Source organism: Gordonia sp. NPDC127522 (assembly GCF_042672305.1).
GTDB lineage: Bacteria > Actinomycetota > Actinomycetes > Mycobacteriales > Mycobacteriaceae > Gordonia > Gordonia hongkongensis.
This window is the reverse complement of sequence record NZ_JBHXVK010000001.1, coordinates 560,493-585,856: the sequence shown is the minus strand read 5'-3', so window position 1 is coordinate 585,856 and position 25,364 is coordinate 560,493. Positions and strand designations below refer to the sequence as shown.

Sequence of the window (25,364 nt, the reverse complement as noted above, 5' to 3'; positions counted from 1 at the left end):
TCCGCGCGCTCACCCGCCGTCTCGGTCGGGCGGCACCTTGCGATCTCGTGGACGTTGAGTTCCCGTGGCACCTCGGTGACCGGCCCGTCCACCATCAATCACCCGACGAGCAGCGCCTGTGCTCAGGAGTAATCGACCGCTTCCTGGACAAGCAGGAACTTCTGCAGCAGAACGACGCGCGACCTTCGGTCACACGACAGTCGTTGGTCAGCAGCACATCTACCGTTCTGGGACAGAATACGGTACGTATGTGACAGGATTAAACTACTGACGACGATCGAGGCACAGTCAACGAAACATGCTGCACAGTAGCCATTTTCGCGATTACCGAGCCTGTGGAATTTCCTCGAGATCGAACGCACGTTCCTGTACCTTAGAGTCATGCCAGAGCTAGCCACTCTCCTCGAGCAACTCATCGAGACCACCCCGCCCGCCGACGACTCAACCGGCAGAGCGACATTCGACGCCCTTGACACGTGGCGTCTGATCCGCAACCTTGCAGATCATCAGATCGCCCTGCATGCAGCGCAACTCGACGAACTAGGCGTCGCCCAGAAGGCCGGTAGCACCACCAAGAGACTGCTGATCGAGTCCGGCCATGCACCGGCCGCTGCTCTTCGCACCATGCGAAGCGTCGACGCCCTGCCCAACCTGCCCGCTGTGGCGCGTCACGCTGCCGACGGGCGACTGTCGAGCGAGATCGTCGATGCCATCGTCCGCGGCATGAACGAGATCGACAAGCGTTGTGGTGAGGCGCTTTCCGAGGATGAGCGCTCCCGCTATGAGATCGAACTGATTGCCCAAGCACTCTCGGGCGCAACACCGACAGACGTGTTCAAGCATGCGCGGACTATCGGCAACACACTCGCCGATGCTTGTGGCGCAGGAACCCCAGCGTCGGACGATGCAAGCTTGAACTCGGTGCACGCACACACCACCGACGACGGCCGCGTCGAAGTACATGCCGACCTCACCCAAATCGTGGGAGAGAAGTTCCAGGCCATGATCGACGAACGCTCCTGCCCCAGGCCCGAACCCGACGGCGCACAGGATCGACGCACCACCGAGCAACGCCGCGCCGACGCCTTCGAACTGATCCTCGACCAAGCCGCGATCGGCGCGAGCATCAACACCGTCGGAAGCCCACGCACGCAACTGATGCTGACCATCCCCGCCACCGGAGACCTCGCAACACTGCCGTGGACCGGATCGGTCAGCCACGCCACCGCGAAACAGGTGTCGTGCGACGGCTCGCTCACGGAGATCATCCTCGATAGTGAGGGCGTACCGCTTCAAATGGGTCACACCCGCCGGTTGTATCCGTCACACTTACGCAAAGCGATCATCGTCCGCGACACGTGCTGCGTCAAATGTGGTGCACCGCCGTCCCATACGCAGGTGCATCACATCAGGCCGTGGGCCGACGGCGGACCCACCGACCTCGACAACGGCTGCCTGCTCTGCCAGCGCTGCCACACACAGGTCCACCACCACGGGTGGGACATCGTGATGGGTTTCGACCGCCACCCCTGGCTCGTACCGCCCGTGTCGATCGATCCGCAACGCCGACCGCTACCCGCATACAACCGACGCACCATGCGACTCGACGACGCCGCCTGACCGCTGCCGCCGCAGACCACCAGACTTCGCGCAGCACCTTCCGCACCTGGGCATAGCCCGGGACCGCATCTGTCCCTTGACAACTCCACAGTGATATCCCAGTCGGTTCCGTACCCGGTCAGATCGTCGGCCGGGGACGGGTCGTCGGGACCACGAGAGAGCTCCGCTCTCTGGGAGGGAGCTTGCGAGCGTCCCCGTCTGCTCCCTGAGGAGCGAGCTTGCGAGCGTCAGCCCCTGCTCCCTGAGGAGCGAGCTTGCGAGCGTCAGCCCCTGCTCCCTGAGGAGCGAGCTTGCGAGCCCAATTCCTGCTCCCTGAGGAGCGAGCTTGCGAGCGTCACGAAGGGTCTTGGCGAGACGAGTTGCGAAGACCCTTCGTGACGCGCCCTCCGCAAGCTCCGGACGCTCCTCAGGGAGCAGGGGCGGACGCGCCCTCCGCAAGCTCCGGGTGCTCAGTTCTCCGGCCCGCACGCCGGGACGTCAACGGTGACGGTCGGATCGTCGACGAGCGGCTGGATCGGGACCTCGGCGTCCCCGTGCGCTGAGGTCGGCTCGTCGATCTTCAGCACGATGGTGGCGGTCTCGCCCGGTGCGATGCCCACGCGGGTCGAGTAGTACGGCCGATCGTGCAGGGCCTGCTCGACGTAGAAGGCCCCGCCCTCGCCGAGGGTCATCTCCTTGAGGACCGCGCCCTTCGTCGCCAGGAACTCGACGTTGGCGAGGTTGGTGCCCTTCTTCACCGACAGTTCGGTCCCGAGGTTGCCGGCGACGTAGTCGGTGGTGTCCGTGGTGTCGAGGGTGTTGGTGAGCTTCACCGTGATCGTCGACTCCCTGGTGTCGCCGTCACATCCACCGGAGGTGTAGCTGATCTCGCGCCGCAGGAAATAGTCCAGCTTCGTTCCGGACGCATTGCCGATGGCCACCTGCAGATAGGGCGACGACGTGTCGGAGATCTGGTGACCCAGCTTCGTCGACTCGAGAATCTTCTGATCCTCGGCATCGGTGCTGTACACCATGATCCGCCGCTCGTGCACGCCGCGACCGAGCGCCTCGAGCAGATTCCGCGTGCTGCCGCCGGACGTGACGAGCTTGTTCACCACAGCCTGGGAGATGGCCTGCAAGTAGTCCTTTCGCGCGGCGTTGTCGTCGGCGAAGCGCTGATACGCCGTCGACAGCGTGATCGGGACGACGTTGTCGGCGGTGATCTTCTCCCGCCCCACCGACACCGGGCCGACGACCTCCAGGACGTACTTCAGCGCGATAGGATCCAGCGCGATCGCCCCGTCGAGTTGGCGGCCGGTCTGGGCGCGCCAGTTCGCCAGCCAGATCTGCGCGGCGTCGGGGAAGTGGGCGCTGAGGTTGCCGTTCCGGAAGTCGGTGTAGGGGCGGTAGTAGGAGTAGATCGCGTCGTACTCGGGGCCGAGGTTGATCTGCGGGGTGGCCGGGTCGCGGAACTCCGAATTCGCACCGAGCTCGGGGATGGTCACCCGGCCCCCGGTCGCGTTCAGTACCGCGAAACCACCGACGAGGCCGCCGGTTCCGCGGGCCTCGGACGGTGTCTGGAACGCCATGAAGTAGTTGCGCGGACCGTCGGCGCCGAGCATGGACGGCACGAGTTCGGCCGCGATGCTCGTCGCCTGCACCGTCGAGTCGGCAGCCTCGACCTGCTCGGCGAGCTGATCCCGGGCATCGGCCACGACGCCCAGCCAACTCGGTTCGATCGCCGAGACCTGGGCGGCCACCGCCGCCGACTCCTCCGCGACCGACTTCAGCGCCGGCTGCGCATCCCGCAGCAGTGCCAGGTTCACGGTGTTGCCGGTGCGCAGGCGATTCGGGTCGAGCACGGTGGCGAGGTCGGCAGCCGGCACCAGCACGTCGGCCGACAGCGCCGCGACGGCATCGCTCATCTGCTGCACCGATTTCAGCGGCGATCCGACGACCGGCACCGCCGCAGCCGCCGACCACAGGAAACCGTTCGCACGATCCTGGGCGTCCTCGGCCCGCACCGACGCCGCCTCGGCCGCCTGACGGGCGCCGGCCTGATCGCCGTCGAGCATCAACGCCCGGGCCCTGCTCGCATCCGCGCGCACCGATTCCAGGTCGTCGCGGACCTGGAATGCCGAGTACGCCAGCCAGATCAGCGCGGCGGCGACGAGCAGCAGCACCACCGCGACGACCTGGACGACGCGGTTACCCGCCAGTCGCCGGATCATCGGCTCTCCCCCGTCGCGTGCCGGCCCGGTCGAGTGGCGGAGGCCTGCTCGGCGGACGATTGGCCCGCTCGCTTCGCTCCCGGCGCCGCCAGCCACGTGACCAACGCCTCGACCTTCGGTTCGACCTCGGCGAAAACCCGGTCGAAGTCCTCGCGCGGGCGGCCCATCGGGTCGACGATGTCGAGCAGGTCCGAGTTCGGATCGAGGCGTCCACGCCCGGCGATGATCTCCGGCAGCGCGCCGAGGTCGCAGAGCGCCGCGAACTCGGTCAGCGTGAACACCCGCTTCCAACGTGCCGGGGCCATCTGTTGCGCGGCGGCACGGTGTTCGCGGCTCATGCACAGCACGAGGTCGGCCTCGGTGAGCATCGGCGGACGCAGATACCGGGACTCGAACCCCGCTGCGTCGTAACCGTTCTCGACCAGGACAGCGGAGGCGTGCGGATGGATGGGCTGCCCGTTGAGCGCTCCGACCCCGGCGCTCGACGACGTCACGGGGACACCCGCCCGGCCGGCGAGGCCGGTCAGCACGCGTTCGCCGATCGGTGAACGACAGATGTTGCCCGTGCACACGAACAGGATCGACATCTGCGGCGTCGCCGCTTCGGATCCGGTCACCATTCCTCCTCGATTCTGCGGGCAACCCGCGCCAATACGTCCGGCTGCCCCAGCTCTGCGTGCGTCGTCCCGGCGTGCAGCACGTCGACGACGCCCCGACCGCCGGGATCGACCGCACGCGTCCAGGCGTCCGGGTCCGGGTTGTCCTGCGCCGCAACGTAGAGCACCTTACCGGCGGCCACCGGACGCAGGTCGTAGGAGCGCGCCGCCGCGGCCAGGCCCCTCGTCCGGTCCTCGAACCGCCGCAGTGCGTCGGGGTCGTGCTGCTCGGCCAGGGCACGCAGGGGGTGATCGGCGGCTCGCAGCTCCGCGTCGTCCACCGTGGTCAGTTCGGCCGGCGTCCGCGCGTCGAGCAGCACCAGCAGCGCGACCTCCTCGCCGAGTTCGACGAGCCGGCGCGCGATCTCGTGGGCGACGACACCGCCGACGGACCAGCCGACGACCCGGTACGGTCCCTGCGGCTGAGTCGCCCGGATGGCCTCGACGTGCAGTGCCGCGATGCCCTCGATCGTCGTCGGCAGATCCCGTTCGGCGAGTACGAGTTCGGGCAGTTGCAGGCCGAACACCGATGCCGACGGCAGGGACTCGCCCAGCGCCCGGAACGGTTCGACGATCCCGGTCGCGGTGTGCACACACCAGACCTCGGGTCGTCGGCCGGTGCCCTCGGGCGACAGCGGCACGACGCGTCGGCCGGTGGGATCGACGCCTTCCGGGTCGTCGAGCAGCCGGGCGATCTCGGCCGGGGTGCGATGACCGAAGAGTTCCGCCGCATCGACGACCCGGCCCGTCCGGCGGGCCAGTTCGTCCCGCAACTGCAGCAGGGCGAGCGAATGCCCACCGGCGGCGAAGAAGTCGTCGTCCATGCCGATGGGTGTCCCGGCACCGTCCGCGCCCGCGTACGGACCGGCCGCCGCATCGCCCAGCACGGTCCGGAAGGCGTCGAGCACCGCTGCCTCGGTGGCGGTTCCCGGCTCGCGCACGGACTCCGACCAGGCCGGTTCGGGCAGGCGGCGCACATCGATCTTGCCCGCGCCGCTGAGCGGCAGGTCGTCGAGCACGACGATCCGGCTCGGCACCATGTGCCGCGGCAACGACGACCGGCACGCGGCCCGGAGCTCGGCGACCGGCACCGACGGTGCCACCACATAGGACACGAGCGCTGGTCCGACCGGGCCCGGCCGCAGGACGGTCACCGAGCGCTCGGCGCCCGCCCGCACGATCACCGCGTCGATCTCGGCGGGTTCCACTCGCTGACCCCGGATCTTGACCTGACGGTCCGCCCGGCCGACGTAGACCAGCTCGCCGGTGTCGCGATCCCACCGCACCAGGTCCCCGGTGCGGTAGCGGCGAACGCCGTCGGCGCCGGCGACGAAGGTTGCAGCGGTGAGCGCCGGATCACCGAGATAGCCACGGGCGACCCCGGTTCCGCCGATGTACAACTCGCCGACGACACCCGGCGGGACGTGGCGCAGCTGGGCGTCGAGCACCTCGGCGCCGATGCCCGGTCGCGGATGCCCCAGCCGGATCGGGTCGCCGCGCCGGAACGCACTGGTGGACACGGTCACCGTCGTCTCGGTGGGGCCGTAGATGTTGAGGACCTGGGCGTGCTCCGACCACACCGCGGCCAGATCGGCCGAGAGCGCCTCGCCGCCGATGTACACCAGACGCAGCGCACCGATCGCCGCCGGTCGCAGTGTGCGGACGACCGAAGGCGTCGCCGTGAAGACGCTGACCCCGGTGCGGTCGAGGAACCGGGTGAGGTCGTCCCCGCCGGTGATCCCGGCCGGGACCACCACCAGGGTCGCGCCGGCGGCGAGTGGCAACAGCATGTCGTGGAACGTGGCGTCGAATCCCGGACTGATGGCCATCCCGACGCGGTCGTCTGGTTCGACGTCGCCGAGCGAGGCCACGCGGTGTACCCCGCGATGGGTGACCCCGACGATGTTGGGGGTCCCGGTGGTACCCGACGTGGTGATGACGTAGGCCAGCGCGTCGCGCGACACCGGTGTGACGGGCTCGGACACAACCGGTTCCGTCGGTTGGGCGGGGATGTCGGCGGGCGTGATCACACTCGCGGACGCGCCGGCGACCACGTGGTCGATCCGGGCCGTCGGGTAGGTGACGTCGACCGGTACGCACACCGCGCCGATCCGGCTGACCGCCCAGATGGCGACGACCGACTCGATCGACCGCGGCACCACGACGGCCACCGCGTCGCCGGCACCGAGCCCTCGACGTCGCATCGCGCGGGCGGTCACCGAGACCCACCCGTCGAATTCGCGGTAGGTGAGGGACCGGTGCTCGTCGGCGATGCCGGGACGGTCGCCGTACGCCGCGACAGCCGTCGTGAACAGCTCGGCCAGCAGCGGTTCGGCCCCCGTCGTCGAGGACGCCCGCGCCCGGTCGGCGACGAAGCGTCGTTCGGCGCCGGTCAGCGGCTCGATGGCCGCGAGGCGACGTGACGGCTCCCCCACGACGGCGGCGACCGCGGCGACCACTCGCTCGCCGAGAGCGCGGATCGTGCCCTCGTCGAACAGTTCCCGGCCGTGGTGGACGCGCAACCGCCAGCCGCCGGCGTCGGGCACCGCCTCGACGTGGATGTCGAACTCGCTGCGCGGCGACATCCACGTGGGCGCGCCGGTGTCTGTCGGGTCGGCCCCGGGCATCTCCGGATCGGCCATCGAGAACGCCACCTGTACCAGCGGATGCCGCCCGGGGACGCGCGGCGGATCGATCAGGGCGACCACATCGTCGAAGGCGATCGCAGCATGATCGAGCGCCGCCAGGTCGTCGTCGCGGACCGCCGTGATCAGCTCGCCGACGGTCATGCCGGGGCGAATCCGGGTGCGTAACACGACGGTGGAGATGAGCATGCCGACGGTGCCGGCGGTGTCGGAGTCGCGGCGCATCGAGGCGGGCGTGGCCAGCGCGATGTCATCGGACCCCGACTGCACCGCGAGGGCCAGCACCAGCGCCGCGTGCAGGATGTGGAACTCGCTCGCCGACGCCCGGCGCGCGGCCGCCGGAATCGCCTGTCCGACCGCATCTTCCAGCAGATACTCGGTCGTCGAGGTCCGCAGGTCCCGCACAACGGGGCGGCGCTGGGCGAGGTCGAGCTCGCCGCTGTGCCCCTCGAGCGCGCGCCGCCAGAAGTCCACCAGTGCAACCCGGGATCGCTCGTCGTCGGCAGCCATCTGCCGGGCGACCGCCGCGAAACCCGTCGGCGCCGGGCCGAGGTCGTGACCCACCAGCAGCGACGCGAGCTCACGCTGCACGATGCCGGCGGATTCACCGTCCATGGTGATGTGGTGCGCGATCACCACGACCGCCACCGGGGTCACCCGATCGTCGCCGGTGACCAGCCACACCCGGACCGGTGGCTCACCGGTGAGATCGAAGGCCTCCCCGAGCATCCCGATCCCCGCGGGCGTCGTGAGCTCGGCCGCACCCACCCGCCGCAGGGACGGGCGCCACGCGTCGAGAACACGCTGCCGGGGACCGTCAGGTGTCGCGAGGTACCGGGTACGGAGCGCGGGATGGCGGTCGACGAGGGCCTCGACCGCGCCGACGACCGCGGACTCGTCGGTTCCGGGCGGCACGGGCACCACCGCGGGCACGGCGTAGATCGGCACCGCTCCGAGCATCTGCGCGCCCACCCACATCCGGCGCTGCGTCGGAGCGAGTGGGAGGTCGCCGAGGTCGGACTCCGACGCGCCGGCCGGCGCGCCGCCTCCCGCGTCCGTCCCCTCCGCGGGGAGTTCGGTCACCGCCTGTGCGAGCGCGACCGGGTTGGGGTTCTCGAAGAGCAACCGGGTGGGCACGCGGACGCCGAGCCGGCGCCCCAGCGCGGAGGTCACCCGTGTGGCCGAGAGCGAGGTACCGCCCATCGTGAAGAAGTCGTCGGCGTCCCCCACCGAATCCGGAGAGACCTCCAGCACCTCGGCCATCGCGTCGGCGATCGCCGCGACGAGTGGAGCCGAGGACACCGCATGCGACGGCGCCCCGGCACCAGCCGGCGCCACCGCGGTGCCCGATACCCGTTCGGCCGTAATGACGTCGACGTCCGGTCCGTCGACCTCCGGGAACGGCTGATCGGCATCGGTTGCCGCCGCGACGACCGATCTGCGGAAGTCGTCGAGAAGCGCCTGTGCGACCACGGTCGGGACGGCGGCGGAGTGCACCACCGTGATGTGCAACTCGTCGTCGCGTTCGGCGAGCACGACCTCGACGTCGAACTTGGCGTCCACGGTCTCGGTGTACTCCGGGACCAGCCTGGCGATCACGGCATCCGCCTCGGGACCCGGGCCACCCGCCGACGCTCCGCCGAGCACGACCTCGCCGGAGGACTGGGGCACGACGTCCTGGTTGACCAGCAGTACCGAGATCAGCGGGTCCCCGGCCTCCCGGCCGTCGGGACGGACCGTGCGGGCGACGTCCTCATAGGGGACCTCACTGTGCGGCTGGGCGGCCAGGGCGGCATCGCGAGCCCGCACGACGGCCTCGCGGATCGGGAGCCCCGGATGCAGCCGTGTCCGCAGGGCCACGGTGTTGACGAACATGCCGACCACCGACTCCCACTCCGGCGCGTGCCGGCCGTGCACCGGTACGCCGATCAGCAGGTCCCACTCACCGGTCCACCGGCCCAACACCGTCGCGAGCGCGGCGTGCGCCACCTGGAACACACTCGCCGACATCGCTTTCGCGGTCTGGTGCAGTGAATCCGTGCCGACGATCGACGCCGACAACCGCCCGGCGGCAGCGTCGCGCGGCCGCCCGCCGGTGTCCGCGATGCCCGGCAACCGGAGCGGGCCGGGGGCATCGGAGAGCGTCGACGTCCAGAAACGCAGTTGCCGTGCGTATCTGCTGCTCGGATCGGACGGGTCACCGAGGCGGGCGATCTGCCACTGGGTGAAGTCGGCGTAGGTGAACGCCTCGTCGGCGGGGACCGAGAGCCGCTGGCCGTCGTAGGCACGGAGCAGGTCCGTGAGCAGCACCCGGATCGACCACCCGTCGATCGCGACGTGATGCAGGACCACCGCCAGATGGGTGTGCGGATCCTCCGCCGAGTCGAGCTCGAAGACCGCGGCCCGGAACCCGGTCTCGGACTCCAGATCGAACGGCCGTCGCAGGAAGTCGTCGATGTCCCGACGGAGACCCTCGGGACCCGTCGCGGCGTCGACGAGGCGATGCCGTAGCACCGGACTCCGATGCTCGATCCGGCGCTGCCGTGGACCCGACGGCGAATCCGGGTGGACCGTCCGGAGGACGGCATGAGCCGCGACCACCTCGTCGACCGCCTTCCGCAGGCGGGCGAGGTCGACTCGGCCGCTCATCCGCAACACGAGCGGAACATGGTAGGCCGTCGAACGCGGATCGAACTGATGGTGAATCCACATGCGGCGCTGCGGATATGCGAGCGGCAGGAACTCCGGTACCGGGAGTCGGGCGGGTGCCGCGCCGGTGTCACCCGGCCCGGTATCACTCGGCCCGCCCGCTCCGCTCCCGGCGCCGGCCAACAGTTCGTCGACACGTCGCGCGACTGCGGCGACCGTGCGTGCCTCGAAGATCTCGCGGACCCCGATGTCCGCACCGGTCGCCGCCGTCAGTCTCGACGTCACCTGCGTGGCCGACAGCGAGGTACCGCCCTCGGTGAAGAAATCGGAATCGGCGTCCAGCGACTGGACGGGACGGTCGAGGACCTCCGCCCACACCGCGGTCACCAGTTCCTCGGTGGCCCCCGACGGCGGGCGTCCGGGGCGGACATCCGAACCCGCTGCCGCACCGGCGAAATCGGGATCGGGCAGCGCCGCCACGTCGATTTTCCCGTTGCGTCCGAACGGCAACGCCGGGACACCGACGATCGCACTCGGGATCATGCTGCGCGGCAACAGGTGCGCGAGCTGACGAGGCAGGTCGGCCACTTCCGCATCGTCTCCGTCGACCACGACCCACGACACGAGGATCTTCTCGCCCGCCGGGGTGGTCCGCGTCGCGGTCACCGAGGTCGCCACGCCGGGCAACCCCGACAGCGCCGCGTCGACTTCACCCGGCTCCAGACGCACGCCGCGGATCTTCACCTGATCGTCGGTGCGACCGTGGATCACGAACGTGCCGTCGGGACGCCGGTGGACGAGGTCACCGGTCCGGTACATCCGCCCGCCGGCGATGAACGGGTCGGTGCTGAACGGATCGGGGACGAACGCCCCGGCCGTCGTCGCCGGGTCGTCGAGATACCCACGAGCAAGGCAGTTCCCGGAAAGATACAGTTCGCCGACCGTATGGTCGGGCACCGGCCGCAGGGCACCGTCGAGCACATACATCCCCACACCCGGCAGCGGAGCGCCGATGTGAACCGGCCCGCCCGGAGTTGCGGTGTACCGCGCACTGCTGACCGCGACGGTGGCCTCGGTCGGGCCGTACTCGTTGCTCAGCGTGTGGCCGGCCGTCCACTCCCGGACCAGCCCGGCGCCGAGGGGTTCACCGCCGACCGCCACGTGACGAACACCGGGGAGTTCGTCCGGACGCAGGGTCGCGAGCACCGACGGGGTGGTCAGCAGGACGCTGACCCGTTCGGCATCGACGAACTCGGCGAGCTCGTCCGCGGCGATGACATCGGGCGGGCACACGACGATCGTGGCGCCGGCGACCCGCGGGGGCACGAGTCCCATCAGATGTGCGTCGAATCCGGTTGCATACGTGTGCAACACCGCGTCCGACGAGTCGAGCCGCAATCGGGCCACGGTGTCGCGCGCCCAGTCCGTCAGGCCCCGATGAGTCACCTGGACACCCTTGGGCAGTCCGGTCGTCCCCGAGGTGAAGGTGATGTAGGCGACGTCGTCCACCGACAGCGGGCGCACCCGCTCGGCGGCGTCGAACGGCGGCGAATCCGGCGTATTCGCACTCGAATCGGCATGGCGCGCAAGCAAGTCGTCGAGGGCGAGCACCGGGATGCCGCCGGTCACGGACTCCATGGTCGCCGCGAGGGTGAGCACCGCTCGTGGCCGGCACCGCTCGATGATCATCTGCCGGCGCCCCGCGGGGTCGGCTGGGTCGACGTTCACGAACGCCGCTCCTGCGCGGGCGATCGCGACCGTGGCGACCACACCGAAGGCCGAGCGCGGCAGCAGGCCGATCACCACGTCCCCCGGGCCGATACCCGCGTCGATGAGCCTGCGCGCCGTGAACGTCGCGAGCCGGTCGAGGTCGGAATTGGTGAGCGAGACACCCGGCCCGGGCACCGGATGGCGTCGGTCGACGATCGCGATCGCATCCGGATCGTCAGCGAGCCCAACGGTCAGCAGCTCGTCGAGCGTCTCGAACTCGCGAATCCGATTCTCCGGCGCGGTTTTCGGGACCGTCGTCGAGTACGACCGAGCGAGCAGCGCCGCGACCGTCCGATTCGGTTCGCGCACCCCACGCCGTATCGTCTCGACGACGAGGTCGCACAGCGCGTTCAGTCTCGCGGCACTCGCCACCGCATCCGTGCACGTCATCATCAGATGCAGTGCACCGTCCCGGCGGTACATCGACACGTCCACACCGAACAGCGGCACTCCCCCGAAGGGACTCGCGTCCGATGGGACACCGACTGCCGCAGCCGGACTCGCCGCCACCAGCTCGTCCGGGACGGCGCCGAGGGAGACCTCGAACAGCGGGGTGCCCGCCTTGACCCGACCGGGATCGGCGATCTCGGTGATCTCGGTGAGCGGGAGGTCGGCGTGCGCGAACGCGCCCAGGTCGACCGCGGTGACCGAGGCCAGGAGGTCGACGAACGGCAGGTCGACGTCGATCGGGGTGTGCAGGGGTACGGCACGGGCGAACAGTCCCGGCACGGAGACCAGGCGCGGGTCGATCCGCCCGGACAGAGCGGTGCCGATCGTGACCACCTCGGCGTCGGATTGCCTTGTCAACACCGCCGCGAGCGCGGTGTGCACGACGATGAACGGAGTGCTGTGTCTGGCCACCGCCAGTTCGTCGAGTGCTCCGGTCTCGGCGCGGTCGAGCGTCCGATGCGCACGGTGCACCACCGCTCGTTCCCGCGCGGACGGATGCGGGGCCGCCGGGTTCAGTTCGGGCAGGCGCAGTGGTTCGACGGCCCGATCGAACGCCGAGACCCAGTGCGCGACAAGCTCGGTCCGCCGGGCGGCCAGTGACCCGGCTCGCCACGCCGAGTACTCCTGGTAGTCGACGTCGGCGGGCGCCGGGAGGGTCCTGGACAGGGCGGATCGTAGCTCTGCGGACAGGATGCCGAACGACTCGCCGTCGACCGCGATGTGGTGCGCGACGACGAGAAGCCAGGTCTGCCCGTCCACCGCGCAGATCCGTACCCGCCAGGGCAGTTCGGCGGCCAGGTCGATCGGCGTGTGCAGCGCACGCAGCGCGGCATCGACCGAGTCGATGTCCGCGACCGAGACCGGCTGCGCCAGTTGCGCTCTCAGTTCACCTGCGACATGGGAGTCGGGACGGCGACGCTGCACCGGGCCATCGGGACCCGAGGGGAACACCGTGCACAACGCGTCGTGCCGCGTCACGATCTCGAGCAGGGCACGGCGCAGCTCGTCGGGGCCGGCGTCGATGGGGAGGGCGAGCGGCATCAGATACCCGGTGAAGGCCGGCTCGGTGCGCCATCGGAGCCACAGATCCATCTGCTCGGGGGTGAGCGGCAGATCCACCCCGTCAGCGGCTGCGAAGTCGGCGAGACCGGTCCGGGAGCCGTCGGCGATCGTGCGTCCCGAACTCGCCGCGGACTCGATGTGCGCGGCGAGCGCGGCCACCGTCGGATGGGCGAACACATCGGCGACGGAGACATGGTCGCCGATGCCCGTCAGCGTGGCCGCGAGTCGCGCTGCCGACAGTGACGTCCCTCCGGTCGCGAAGAAATTGGTGTCCGCGGCGAGCACGGCATCCGTGCCGATCACGGCACGCATGGCGTCGGCAACGGTCTGCTCGGCCGGTGTCAGTGCTCGGGTCGATCCCGTCGGCACCTCGGGCAGCAGATCCGTGAGCCGGTGGCGGTCGAGTTTGCCGGTCGGGGTCATCGGCCAGCCGTCGACGATCGCGAGTCGCGCCGGGATCATGTGCGCCGGGAGCCTGTTCGCACAGGACACGAGGATCTGCTCCGCGGACAGGGCGTCCAGCACATCGAAGTCGGCGAGGCCGTCCTCGGTGACGAATGCGAGCAGCCGTTCCTCGCCGCGGCGGCTGCCCGGGTCGAGGAGCACGCGCGCGTCACCGACGCCGGGGTGCTCGCGCAGCACCGACGTGATCTCACCGAGTTCGATGCGGTGCCCGCGGATCTGGACCTGGTGGTCGCTGCGGCCGAGATAGACCATGCGGCCGCCGGCGATCTCGCGAACGCGGTCGCCGGTACGGTACATCCGGCGGCCAATGCCGCTCGGGTCGGCGACGAACCGCGAGGCGGTCGTGGCCGGGGCGTTGTGATAGCCGAGCGTGACCTGATCGCCGCTCACGTACAGTTCGCCGATGGCGCCCACCGGAACCGGGCGTAGGTCGCGGCCCAGGATCGCCGTCGAGACGCCGTCCAGCGGGACACCGATGTCGCTGCGGGCGTCGTCGACATCGACGTCGACCGCCGTGAGGTGCACGGTCGTCTCGGTGATGCCGTACATGTTGACCAGCCGGACGTCCGGATGCGCGGCCGACCACTCCCGTAACAGCCCCGGCGACAACGGTTCGCCACCGAAGACGACGGCTCGCAACGCGGGTGATCCGGCGTCCGGGGCGACGGCGGCCACCGTCGGGTCGATGAGGTTGCCGAACGCCGTCGGGGTCTGCGAGCAGACGGTGACCCCGTACCGGTCGATCGCCGCCGCCAGCAAGCGCGGGTCGAGCACAGTGGCGCGCTCCAGTACGACGACGGCACCACCGGAGGCCAACGGCCCCAGGATCTCCCAGACGGAGAAGTCGAACGCGTAGGAGTGGACCCAGCTCCACACGTCGTCGTCGGACGCGGCGATCGTGTCCAGCGCGGCGCCGAGCATGGCCGCCAGATTCGCGCGGGTCACCAGTACGGCTTTCGGGACACCGGTGGAGCCGGAGGTGTGGATCACGTAGGCGCCACCCGGAACCGGTTGTGCACGTTCGCCCGTCGCGACGGCGCGCACCGCCGGCCCGGCTTCGATGACCGCGACGGGAGCGGTGGCGTCGGCGATCAGCTCCGTCCTCGACGGCGGATCGTCGGGTTCGATGGGCACGTACACCGCGTCGGCCAAGAGCACCGCGACGATCGCGATCACGGCCTCGGCGCTCCGGGGCAGCGACAGCGCGACTCGGTCGCCCGGTTGTACCCCGTTCTCCCGCAACGTCTTCGCGAGGGCCTCGGCGCGACCGAGCAGTTCCCGATAGGTCAGGGCCGTGTCGTCGGCGATGACGGCGGCGGCGTCCGGCTTCGCCTGCGCACGGCGTCGCAGGGCATCGATCGGGTCGACGGGAGCGGTCCGGCGGCTGCGGTTGGAGAGCGCCCGGTCGGCGGGAACCGGGATGCACCCCGCGACGACCGAGTCGGGCGTCGCGACACCGAGCGCGGCGACCGTCTCGACGAATCGGTCGAGCAGGTGGCCGGCAGCCATCGTGTCGACCCGGCGTTCGGCGACGGTCAGCGCTATCGACAACCCGTCCGGTTCGTCGAAGACGGTTACTTCCAACGCGGTTCGCGCCTGGCCGGCGGACAAGGTCTGGACCTCGGCGAACACCGCCGGGTCGGCGACGTCGGGCCGGGAGGCGTGATAGGCGAAGATGACATCGGCGAGCCCCGTCGGTGCCGCGTCGGCGTGGGTGATCGCCGCCGTCAGGTCCGCGCCCACGCGGGCGAGGGCCTCCGCAACGCTGCGGCGCCGCACCCCGGTGATCCGCACCGGTACCGTCTCGACGAACATGCCGACCGGGCGTAGTTCCTCGGTGGTGAATCGTCCTGAGACCGGCACCGACAACACGAAGTCGTCGGAATCCGAGTACTCGGCCAGTACGGCCGAGAGCGCCACGCACAGCATCGTGTTGAGCGTCGTCCCGTAGTCGCGTGCACGAGCAGCGGCACGGTCCCGGGCCCCACGGTCGACGTCACGACGCAGGACGGTCGCCGGACCGGAGGTGAGTCCCGCCGGCACCGGTTGCGCCGGCTCCGGCAGCACGATGCGAGAAGGGGCCTCCCGCAATGTCTTCGCCCAATAGACCTCGGCCGCCGCATCCACCGCGGCCGGCCGCGCGGACAGCGCGGCACTGAAGGCCACCGCGTCCTCGGTCCACACCGGAGTCGCACCGTCGAGACGAGCACGCAGTGCATGCGCGAAGTCGTCGACGACGGTGTGCAGCGACCACTCGTCGATCGCGATGTGGTGGGCGACGAGTACGAGTTCGGTCCGTTCGCCGGTCTCGTCGACGACCGCACGCCACGGCAGGTCCACCGTCAGGTCGAAGGGGGCCACGACGGCGAGGTCGATGCCGGTCGCGTCGAGGGTGGCCGCGGTCATCGGCGCGGCCACACTCACCTCGTCGACTCCGCGGACGACCGCGACCGGCTCCCCGCCGTTGTCGGGGTACACGGTCCGCAGCGCCTCGTGCCGCGCCGCGACGTCGATGAGTGCGGCGCGGACGACTTCGGCCGAGATACCCTCGGCGAGAACGACATGCACCGGCAGGTGATAAACGGTCGCCTGCCGGTCGGCGCGATTGAGCAGCCAGATCTCCTGCTGCGCGCGGGTCGGCCGGTAGCGGACGGTGCCCGCGGGATCACCCGGCGCGGCGCGGCGCGGCGCGGAGGCCTCGAGGACGGCGGCGAGTTCGGCGAGGGTCGTGACATCACCGAGATCGCGCACGCTGACGACGACCTGCAAGGTGTCACCGAGGTGCGTGGCCAGTTGCATGAATCCCAGTGACGTGGCGCCGAGCTGGACCAGTTCGTCGTCCAGGGACGGGTCGGGCACGCCGAGGACGGACGTCACCGCGTCGGCAACGGCGCGTTCGATCGGCGTCGACGGACGGCGGCGCGCGGCGGGCGTTTCGGGCGCCGCGGCGATCAGCCCGGCGGCGGCAGACCGGTCGACGCCGCCGAACCCGTCGAGCGGTACCGCATCCAGGATCGTGACCCGGCGAAGCCACAGCACCGCCGGGAGTTCCGCGTTGACCCGGCGCCGAGCCGCCGCCCGAATCCGTTGCGGATCAAGGGGTTCGGTCGCCTCCGACGACGCGGAACGGGCGGGCACGAGTCCGAGCGCGAGCCCGTCGCCGTCGCCGTCGCCGTCGCCGAGTACGGTCGCGGTCGCGGCCGCAACACCGGGGACCTCCGCGGCGGCACGTTCGAGCAGTGCGAGATCGACTCGGATGCCGTCGATCTCGACGATCTCGCCGGCGCGGTGATCGATGACGAGAAGTCCCGTCCCCGGTTCGAGATGCCCGCGGTCGCCGGTGACCAGCATGCGCCGGCCGGGATGCCACGGACAGGCGACGAGGGTCGTCGACGTACGCGAGCCTTCCCCAGCGAAGTGCTGTGGCACAACGCTTCCCACGACGTACACGTCGCCCGTGATGCCGGGCGGCAGGGGTCGTAGACGGCGGTCGAGGATCGCGATGCCGACGCCCTCGCGCGGGTGTCCGCTCGGGAGTGGCCGGTCGATCGGCTGGTCGGGACGGACACGGTTCGCAGCGGTGTAGGGGCCCAGCACGCCCCGAGGGCTGTAGGCGGTCCGCACATCCCGGCCGGCGGCGTATCGGACGGCCGGCGCCGGCGCTGCGCCGGCGTCGACGATCAGCACCGTCGTGGCGGCGCCGCGCCCCGTGTCGTCGGCAAGTAACCCGGAGGGCACGATCCGGTGCGTCACTCCGGCGGCGTCGGGCTCGACGTGCCGCAACCCGTGGGCGGCACCGGCGACGATCTCGAGGTGGGCCGCCCAGGAGGCCATCGGCGCCGTGACCGCGAGCTGTCCGTGTCCCGCATCGGATGTGTTGTGGCCGAACGATTCCGGCGCGAACAGGCCGTCAACGATGAGCGCGGCCACGGCCCGCTGCGGGAGTGCGACGAGACCCTCGGCGCCGACGGCGAAGCAGGCGGTGTCCTCCGAACGGGACGACGCGGGCTCCGCCGACGGCGCGACCCCGGTCAGTGCGGACAGCGTGTGCACGTCCTCCGCGCGGACGCCGGCCGGCACGTCCGCATCGTCGTCGGCGATCACCAGCACGCCGGACACCCCCGGGACATCCGGCGGCACCGAGTGCGGTGCTGCCGGATCGAGCAGGATCACGGCGGCCCCTGTCGCCGCGACGGCCCACCACGACAGCACCCGGTCCGCGTCCGACCCGACCAGGACGCCGACCGCCGAGCCGGGTCGTGCTCCGAGCGTGCGCAACCGTGCGCCGAGATCGCGAGCCCGCGCGTGCAGCTGTTCGAAGGTCAGCAGCGTTGCGTCCGGGGATGTTCCACCCGACTCGACGGCGGGTTCATGCCGGTGCCGCAGCGCGACGTCGGTGAGGGCCGTCCAGACGGTGCCCGCGTCCGGCGCCTCGTTCGTCGGCAGCTCACGCGCCTCTCCGGCCGAGGTGTCGGAGAAACGCAGCGGCAGGTCGTCGACGCGGGTGTCCGGCGCCCGGAGGAGCGCATCGGCGAACGTGTCGAGCATCGACAGGAACTGCCTGTGGTGTTCGGCGACCTCCGCGTCGTCGTATCGGTTGGGGTTCGCCTCGACGCCGATCATCAGCGAGGAATCCTGATCCTCGCCGGGTACCGGGTAGATGTTGATCGTCAGGTCGTCGGCTGGGCCGACGGTCAGGATGTGAAACGTGGCTCGTGCTTCGCCGCAGGGGAATTCGCGGTCGAACAGCATCAGGTTGAGCATCGGGCCGGAGCGTTCCTGAGCCGCCGTGCGCGGTGTCGCCCCGGAGGATTCGTCGGCGGCGAGGTCGGCCCAGATGTCCTCGCCGCGGTAGCGCTGGTGCCGCAGCGCGCCCATGAGCGCGGCCTGGGTGGACGCGAGCGCGTCGGCGACGCTGCCCGATCCGGTGACCCCGGTGCGCAGCGGCACGATGTTGGCGACCGGGAGCGGGGTGGCACGCAGCGCCGCGGTCGTGCGCGCGGCGACCGGGAACTGGAAGATCACCTCGTCGCCCTGCGCGGCCGCGCGGCCCAGATAGGCCGCGAAGGCGGCGACGAGAACGTTGGGCAGGATCGTCGAACCGCGTTGTGCGGCAGCACGTAACCGCGCCATCGTGTCGGCGGGCACCGCGGAGGCGACGCGTCTGGCAACGGCTGCGGGACGTCCCGGGCGGTGCGCCAGGGTCGCGGCGATCCCCACGCCCGCCATGTTCTCCCGCCAGTACGCGCGGTCGGTGGCGAAGCGCTTCGACTGGCGGTACTCGGCGTCGGCGCGGGCCGGAAGGTCCAGGTCGACCGGCTTCTGGGGCGGCGCGGGCTCGCCGGTGACCGCCGCGTGATAGGCCGCGAGGGCCTCGACCATCCGGTCCTTGCCGCCCATCCCGTCCGAGAGCAGGTGATGACCGCGGTTGTAGACCAGCGCCTTGTCGTCGGACAGCCGGAACAGGCACCCGCGTGCGGTCCGGTCCACCCGGGGGTCGAGGGGTCGCGAATAGTCCTGCGCCATCATCTCCTCGGCGACGGCGCGCGGGTCCGGCCGGTCACGGAGATCGATGATGTCGGCCCAGTAGTGCAGGGCGGGGTCGTACACGCCGACCAGCCCGTCCTCGGTGTCGACGAACCGGAGCTGGGTGAACTGCGCGCGCTGCACCACCGTGCTGGTCGCCCGCACGAAGAGCTCGGCGTCGATCGGACCGTCGATCTCGACGTACTGGGCGACGTTGATCGGCACATCGAGCGCCGCCTGCTGGGTGAACCACAGCGATCGCTGGGCCGCGCTGAGGGTGAAACGACGCGGGGCGTCGGGGTCGGAGGGACCCGACGGGGCCACGAACTCGCGCTTGGACGAATCGCTCATACGACGACCCGGCCTCTACGCGTGCGGCCGGGGAGAACGGGGCTCACGGGCCGGGCCGACCGTCTGATCCCCCCGGTCCCAGAAATGCCATGCCACACCCAGCCGTGCATGAAAAAGGCATGCGTCGGCCGCGAGATCGAAACACGGGCGTCGTCGAATTCAACGCCTTGCCTCACCACTCACCATGTGCCGTCCTCTTGTCACGCCGATCCGTTGCCGCCGGTCGCGTGGTGATTCTCATCATCGACGCGTCACCGGGGCGAACGGCCATTTCCCGACACTGTCATCGCAACGGCCGCTCGGCGTGAAACCGATGCGCGCCGAGCGGATGACAAGAGCCTATGGGACGGGTTGTCGCCTCACAACTCGGGGGGAACGCCGTTACTGACGCTAATCGATGTGAACGGAATGGTATTTCGCGCGACCTGCGACGGGATTCGGAAACACCGTGAATGCACATCCGAATTCACGGTCGGCAGAACATCGTCGAAGTGTAGTGAAATGTCTCGGAATTGCACCCGAGGAGCAAATGACCGAGAAAGGAAAACGACGGCCGTGCGTACACGGGCCGTCGTTTTCCGGACAACAATCGCCGATCGCGCGATCAGCCCCCGAAGATGTCGCGCAGGTGCTCGACCTCGGTGACGCGCTCGGCGTGGGTCGGCGCGGTGGGCGAGGCCAGGATGCACGTGACACCGGCCTCCCGGAACGCCGCGACCCGCTCGGCCACCTGGGCCTTGGAACCGATCAGCGACATCGACGTGACGAGGTCCTCGGGGACCGCGGCCGCGGCCTCCATCTTCTTGCCGTCGAGGTAGAGGTCCTGGATCAGCTTCGCCTCGTCGGTGTAGCCGTAGCGGATGGCGAGCTGGTTGTAGAAGTTCTTCCCGCGGGCGCCCATCCCGCCGATGTACAGGGCGGCATGATGGCGCACGAGCTGCTTGGCGTTGTCGATCTGCTCGGCGTCGTCGGAGATGCGTGCGGTGGCCTGGACGACGATGCCCAGATCCCCCAGCGACGGATCGCGCTTGGCCTTGCCCGCCGCCAGCGACTCACCGAAGGCCGCGTCGATCTGCTCGGGGTGGAACAGGATCGGCTGCAGCTCGTCGAACATCTCGGCGGCCAACTCGATGTTCTTCGGGCCGATGGCGGCCAGGAGCAACGGGATGTTGTCGCGTACGGGGTGATTGATGATCTTCAGGGACTTGCCCAGTCCCGAGCCGCCGTGCTCCTCGTCGAGCGGCAACGTGTAGTGCTTGCCCTGGTAGTTCAGCTTCTCGCGGCGCCAGACCATCCGGCAGATCTCGGCGTGCTCGCGGGCGCGTCCCAGCGGGTAGTCGTACTTGACGCCGTGGAATCCCTCGATCACCTGCGGACCGGATGCGCCGATACCGAGCACCGCGCGACCGCCGCTGATGTAGTCGAGGCCGGCCGCGGTCATCGCCAGGTTGGTGGGCGTCCGCGAGTACATGGGCAGGATCGCGGTCTGCAGTTCCATCGTCTCGGTCTTGGCCGCGATGTACCCCAGCTGCGAGACGGCGTCGAAGCTGTAGGCCTCCGGAACCGCGATGCGCTGCACGCCCGCGGCTTCGAAGTCCGCGAGGTTGTTGATGGTCTCGCGGAAGTCGCCCGCGTAGTTGATCGGCATGCCCAGCTTCATCGATGTCATGCCGACGGATTCTTCCACAGCGGCGACCGGTTTCCGAGGGTCTGTTGAACGTTCGATAGGTCGGCCCCGGCCGGGGACCCCGCGCACCGGAACTGTGCCCGATGTTTAGGTAAATGAGGGCGGTAGGTCCCACAATCGTCACCATGAGCGGCGAGATGCTGATCCTGGTGCTGTTGGTGGTCACAGCCCTCGGCTTCGACTTCACCAACGGCTTCCACGACACCGGCAACGCGATGGCGACGTCGATCGCCACCGGCGCCCTGAAGCCGAAGGTCGCGGTCGGGCTGTCGGCGGTGCTCAACCTGGTCGGCGCGTTCCTGTCCGTGGAGGTCGCGGCGACCATCACCAAGGACGTGCTGAACATCCAGCAGACCTCGGGCCCCGACGCCGGGGAGCTGGTGGCCGGATTGTCGGCGACGACGGCGCTGCTCATCATCTTCGCGGGCCTGATCGGCGGCATCCTGTGGAATCTCTTCACCTGGTTGTTCGGGCTGCCCTCGAGTTCGTCCCACGCCCTGTTCGGCGGACTGATCGGTTCGGGCCTGGCCGCGATCGGTGTCAGCGGGATCAACTGGTCCGGGATCACCTCCAAGATCCTCATCCCCGCGCTGGCCGCACCGGTCATCGCCTGTCTGGTCGCGGCGTGCGGAACCTGGCTGGTCTTCGCGATCACCCGCCGGATCGCCGACCGGCAGAAGGAGGACGGCTTCCGCTACGGGCAGGTCGCCACCGCATCGTTGGTCTCGCTGGCCCACGGCACCGGCGACGCCCAGAAGACGATGGGTGTCATCGCGATGGCCCTCATCGCCACCGGACACCTCGAGGCGTCGAGCGTCAGCCACGGACTCCCCTTCTGGGTGGTCTTCAGCTGCGCCGCCGCCATCGCAATCGGCACCTACCTAGGCGGCTGGCGGATCATCCGCACCCTCGGCAAGGGACTCGTCGAGATCACCTCGCCGCAGGGCATGGCCGCCGAGGCGTCATCGGCTGCCATCATCCTCACCTCGAGTGCCGCGGGCATGGCGCTCTCGACCACCCAGGTCGCGACCGGCTCCATCCTGGGTTCGGGGGTCGGCCGCAAAGGTGCCCAGGTCCGCTGGTCGGTCGCCGGCCGGATGGCCGTCGCCTGGGTGACGACCCTGCCCGCCGCCGGCGCGGTCGGTGCCGCCTGCTACTTCCTCGCGCACCTGTTCGGCGACGTCACCGGGGCCCTCATCATCTTCGCGATCCTGGTGGTCGCGTCGGGCTACATGTACTGGCGCGCGCAGGAGAACAAGGTCGACCACGAGAACGTCAACGACGCCTGGGAGGGCGAGGCCCTCGCGGGCGAGGAGTGGGAGGAAGCGGTCGCCACCGAGACGGACGACACGACCCTCCCGCTGCCGCCGGTCATCCCGGCCGAGATCATCGTGCAGCACGACCCGGAGAGGAGCGCCTGAGAATGGAGACGTTCGAGGCCATCGGCAAAGTCCTCATCGTCGGACTGGTCCTGGGAGCGGGACTGCCCGCGCTGTTCGCAGTCGGGTTGCGTCTGCGGTCCCTCGCCGACGGTTCCGTTGCCGCCGACGGAACGACCTCCGATCCGCATCCCGCGCTGAAGCCCGTGGCGTACCTCATCTTCGGCGTCGTCATCCTGGTGATCGTCGTCGGGATCCTCTGGATCACCCGGCAGACGATCTTCTACTACACCGGCGTCAAGATCTTCCCGTTCGGCTACAAGTGATCGTCCCCGCTTCTGATCGGAGACACCCCGTGGACCGCCCGACACTTCTGCAGAAGGTCGTGGAGTGGTTGCGCGCCGGCTACCCCGACGGCGTCCCGCACAACGACTACATACCGCTCGTGGCGCTGCTGCGCCGGCAGCTGACCGACGACGAGGTGAGCCAGGTGTCGGCGGAGCTGGCCCGCGAGTCCCCGCCGCCACCCGAACCGATATCGCGGATCGACGCGGCGGTGAAGATCACCCACTACACCCATGAACTGCCGCACGAGGACGACATCGCGCGGGTACGCGCACACCTCGTCGCCCGCGGATGGCCGTTCAGCGACGACCCCGACCGGGTCGATCCTGATGGGGGCGATCCTGATGGGGACGACCCCGATGGGGGCGGTCCGAATGACGGAGACCTGCCCTGAGGACCCTCCGAACCCTGACACTGTCGTCGACGCCCGCGGTGCTCGACCATGTCGACGACCTGCGGGCGATCCTCGCCGGTTCCTCGGCGTTCCTGCCCGTGCCCGACGACGCCCGCGCCGCAGCCGAACTCGCCTCGGCGCTGCAGGTGGGCGCACCCATCGACGACCCCGTGTCCCTCGTCGTCTCGACGTCGGGGTCGACGGGCACCCCCAAGGGTGCGCAGCACTCGCCCGCGACCCTCGCCGCGTCGTCGCGCGCCACCGCCGACCACCTGGGCGGGCCGGGCAACTGGCTGCTCGCGCTGGCACCGCACCACATCGCCGGCCTGCAGGTCCTGCTCCGCGCCCTGACCGCCGGGCAGACGCCGGCGGTCCTGGACATGCGGGCCGGTTTCGATCCCGAGATCTACGCCCGTGCCGTACGCGACTTCGAGGGTCCGCGGCGATACACCTCGCTGGTGCCCACCCAGCTCGTCAAGATTCTCGACCAGCCCGCCGCGACCGCCGCCACGCGCGAGCTCGACGCCGTCCTCATCGGCGGCGCGGCCACCCCGAAACCGTTGTGGGACAGAGCTGTTGCCGAGGGCCTGCCGGTCGTCGCGACGTACGGGATGAGCGAGACCGCCGGAGGGTGCGTCTACGACGGGCGACCCCTCGACGGCGTCGCGGTCCGCATCGCCGATCCGGCACCCGACGGCGTCGGGCGCGTACTGCTCGGCGGCCCGGTCGTCGCCTCCGGTTATCGCAATCTGCCCGACCATCCGGCCTTCGCCGAGCCGGGCTGGTTCCGCACCGACGACCTCGGCCGCGTCGACGACGCCGGGCTGCTCTCGATCGTCGGCCGCGCCGACGAGGCCATCTCGACCGGCGGGCTGACCGTCGTACCGCAGGTCGTCGAGGCCGTGATCGCCGACGACCCGGCAGTCGCCGAATGCGTCGTCGTCGGACTCCCCGACGACCGGCTCGGCGAGGCGGTCACCGCGTTCGTCGTCGTCCGTCCCGGAGAACGCCTCGACGTCAACCGCATTCGCGATTCGGTCACCGAGCGGCTCGACCGGTACGCAGCCCCCCGACGGGTCGTCGAACTCGACGCCCTCCCCCTCCGCGGACCCGGCAAGTACGACCGTCGCGCGTTGCGGGCCCGCTTCGGTGCGCAGATGTAGTGTGTCGTCGCGCCTGGCGCAACGATGTGCGACAGCTGCAGTTCAGGCGGCGGTCGCGAGTGCCCGGGAGATCGACGTCGCGACGTACTCCGCTCGGTCGCGGAGGTCACCCCAGGTGTAGTTCAGCACCGTCCAACCCGCCGCGATGAGCGCATTGCGTCGGGTGCGGTCACGCTGAAACGTCTTCGAGTCGCGGTGGAAGGCGAACCCGTCGATCTCCACCGCCACCATCCGGGTCGAGGAAGGCGAAGTCGATCTCGTACCCGCAGGTCGGATGGTTCGCCACCCAACCTTCGATACCCGCGGTCCGGAGGATCGTGACAGCGAGACGCTCGGCGGCCGACCGCGCACCCGATTCCAGCAGCTCGACCATCGGACCCATGTCCGCCGCGCCGACGCAACGGCGCCGCCGCTCGTAGGCTTCGACGAGACGCTCGACCGTGGTGCGCCGCTGCTGCAGCGCAGCATCGATGACCTCGACGCCGCCCTCTACCGCACCCTCCAAAGCCGACAACGCGACCCCGGTGACCCGTAGCCCGTCCCGGGTCAGCACGTCGGCGTCGGCGAGAGCGCGGTTGAGAATCCGGACTCCCGTCACCGGATGACCGTGGCGTCCGCGAAGAGCGGTGACCGTGGGCAAGGCGGGTGGGGCTTCGACGATCCCATGCCACCATGCGGCAGCGAGTCCCGAGAGGACCCCGTGAGTGCCGACGGCCAGCGTCGCGGTCCGGATTCGCGTGCGGTCGGTCTCGGGGTGGTCGGCGAGCCGATAGACACGAGGATGCACCGATACCCACTCGCCGGCCCGCACCCGACGGTGCACCGCCGACCGGTTGATGCCGTGTTCGCGGGCATCGGCAGCGGTGAACACGCCGTCCTGCTCGAGGGCGAGCGCCCGAAAGTCCGGCGGAAGATGCATGACCTTCACGCACCTGCGCCGCAACCGGTTCCATCGCTCGACGTCCCCCGGAGATGTAGTGTGTCGTCGCGCC

11 protein-coding genes are annotated in these 25,364 nt (G+C 70.1%); 5 read left to right on the top strand and 6 right to left on the bottom strand.

What is annotated here, in order from left to right:
• The first annotated feature begins 381 nt into the window (after positions 1-381).
• The gene (locus ACFVHY_RS02660; RefSeq protein WP_390268036.1) at positions 382-1,620 is read left to right on the top strand and encodes a DUF222 domain-containing protein; all 1,239 of its coding nucleotides are present in this window, start codon (positions 382-384) and stop codon (positions 1,618-1,620) included.
• 449 nt (positions 1,621-2,069) lie between these two features.
• Here the strand turns inward: ACFVHY_RS02660 and ACFVHY_RS02655 are convergent, their stop codons facing one another.
• The 4 genes from ACFVHY_RS02655 to ACFVHY_RS02640 form a co-directional block, all read right to left on the bottom strand.
• Positions 2,070-3,830, bottom strand: coding sequence for a DUF4012 domain-containing protein (locus ACFVHY_RS02655; RefSeq protein ID WP_390268033.1), 1,761 nt, complete (start codon positions 3,828-3,830; stop codon positions 2,070-2,072).
• Complete coding sequence (locus ACFVHY_RS02650) at positions 3,827-4,450, bottom strand: low molecular weight phosphotyrosine protein phosphatase (RefSeq protein WP_390268030.1); 624 nt, start codon at positions 4,448-4,450, stop codon at positions 3,827-3,829. Before ACFVHY_RS02650 ends, ACFVHY_RS02655 begins: the two co-directional genes overlap by 4 nt.
• Positions 4,444-19,404, bottom strand: a complete 14,961-nt coding sequence (locus ACFVHY_RS02645; protein ID WP_390268027.1) for an amino acid adenylation domain-containing protein — start codon at positions 19,402-19,404, stop codon at positions 4,444-4,446. Before ACFVHY_RS02645 ends, ACFVHY_RS02650 begins: the two co-directional genes overlap by 7 nt.
• A gap of 604 nt (positions 19,405-20,008) precedes the next feature.
• On the bottom strand, positions 20,009-21,073 hold the full coding sequence (locus tag ACFVHY_RS02640) for an LLM class F420-dependent oxidoreductase (protein ID WP_068970733.1): 1,065 nt from the start codon (positions 21,071-21,073) through the stop codon (positions 20,009-20,011).
• A 143-nt stretch (positions 21,074-21,216) separates the two neighbouring features.
• Here ACFVHY_RS02640 and ACFVHY_RS02635 point away from each other — a divergent pair, with 143 nt between their 5' ends.
• From ACFVHY_RS02635 to menE, 4 genes are read left to right on the top strand one after another with little or no spacing between them, the layout of a single operon-like run.
• The gene (locus tag ACFVHY_RS02635; RefSeq protein WP_259935642.1) at positions 21,217-22,512 is read left to right on the top strand and encodes an inorganic phosphate transporter; all 1,296 of its coding nucleotides are present in this window, start codon (positions 21,217-21,219) and stop codon (positions 22,510-22,512) included.
• A 2-nt stretch (positions 22,513-22,514) separates the two neighbouring features.
• On the top strand, positions 22,515-22,796 hold the full coding sequence (locus ACFVHY_RS02630) for a hypothetical protein (protein ID WP_390268022.1): 282 nt from the start codon (positions 22,515-22,517) through the stop codon (positions 22,794-22,796).
• Positions 22,797-22,825: 29 nt separating this feature from the next.
• Entirely contained in the window at positions 22,826-23,209 is a 384-nt protein-coding gene (locus ACFVHY_RS02625; RefSeq protein WP_390268019.1) for a DUF3349 domain-containing protein, read from the top strand.
• Between the two features lie 38 nt (positions 23,210-23,247).
• Complete coding sequence (menE, locus tag ACFVHY_RS02620; protein ID WP_390268016.1) at positions 23,248-24,372, top strand: o-succinylbenzoate--CoA ligase; 1,125 nt, start codon at positions 23,248-23,250, stop codon at positions 24,370-24,372.
• A gap of 42 nt (positions 24,373-24,414) precedes the next feature.
• Here menE and ACFVHY_RS02615 read toward each other — a convergent pair whose 3' ends face one another.
• Positions 24,415-24,594, bottom strand: a complete 180-nt coding sequence (locus tag ACFVHY_RS02615; protein WP_390268013.1) for a hypothetical protein — start codon at positions 24,592-24,594, stop codon at positions 24,415-24,417.
• Complete coding sequence (locus ACFVHY_RS02610) at positions 24,542-25,291, bottom strand: type IV toxin-antitoxin system AbiEi family antitoxin domain-containing protein (RefSeq protein ID WP_390268010.1); 750 nt, start codon at positions 25,289-25,291, stop codon at positions 24,542-24,544. The genes ACFVHY_RS02615 and ACFVHY_RS02610 overlap by 53 nt, the downstream gene beginning before the upstream one ends.
• Between the last annotated feature and the right edge of the window lie 73 nt (positions 25,292-25,364).

What these genes read in the sequence shown, in the direction of transcription:
- ACFVHY_RS02660 (WP_390268036.1), top strand. Translation starts at nt 382, where the DNA reads ATGCCAGAGCTAGCCACTCTCCTCGAGCAACTCATCGAGACCACCCCG.
- ACFVHY_RS02655 (WP_390268033.1), bottom strand. Translation starts at nt 3,830, where the DNA reads ATGATCCGGCGACTGGCGGGTAACCGCGTCGTCCAGGTCGTCGCGGTG.
- ACFVHY_RS02650 (WP_390268030.1), bottom strand. Translation starts at nt 4,450, where the DNA reads ATGGTGACCGGATCCGAAGCGGCGACGCCGCAGATGTCGATCCTGTTC.
- ACFVHY_RS02645 (WP_390268027.1), bottom strand. Translation starts at nt 19,404, where the DNA reads ATGAGCGATTCGTCCAAGCGCGAGTTCGTGGCCCCGTCGGGTCCCTCC.
- ACFVHY_RS02640 (WP_068970733.1), bottom strand. Translation starts at nt 21,073, where the DNA reads ATGACATCGATGAAGCTGGGCATGCCGATCAACTACGCGGGCGACTTC.
- ACFVHY_RS02635 (WP_259935642.1), top strand. Translation starts at nt 21,217, where the DNA reads ATGAGCGGCGAGATGCTGATCCTGGTGCTGTTGGTGGTCACAGCCCTC.
- ACFVHY_RS02630 (WP_390268022.1), top strand. Translation starts at nt 22,515, where the DNA reads ATGGAGACGTTCGAGGCCATCGGCAAAGTCCTCATCGTCGGACTGGTC.
- ACFVHY_RS02610 (WP_390268010.1), bottom strand. Translation starts at nt 25,291, where the DNA reads ATGCATCTTCCGCCGGACTTTCGGGCGCTCGCCCTCGAGCAGGACGGC.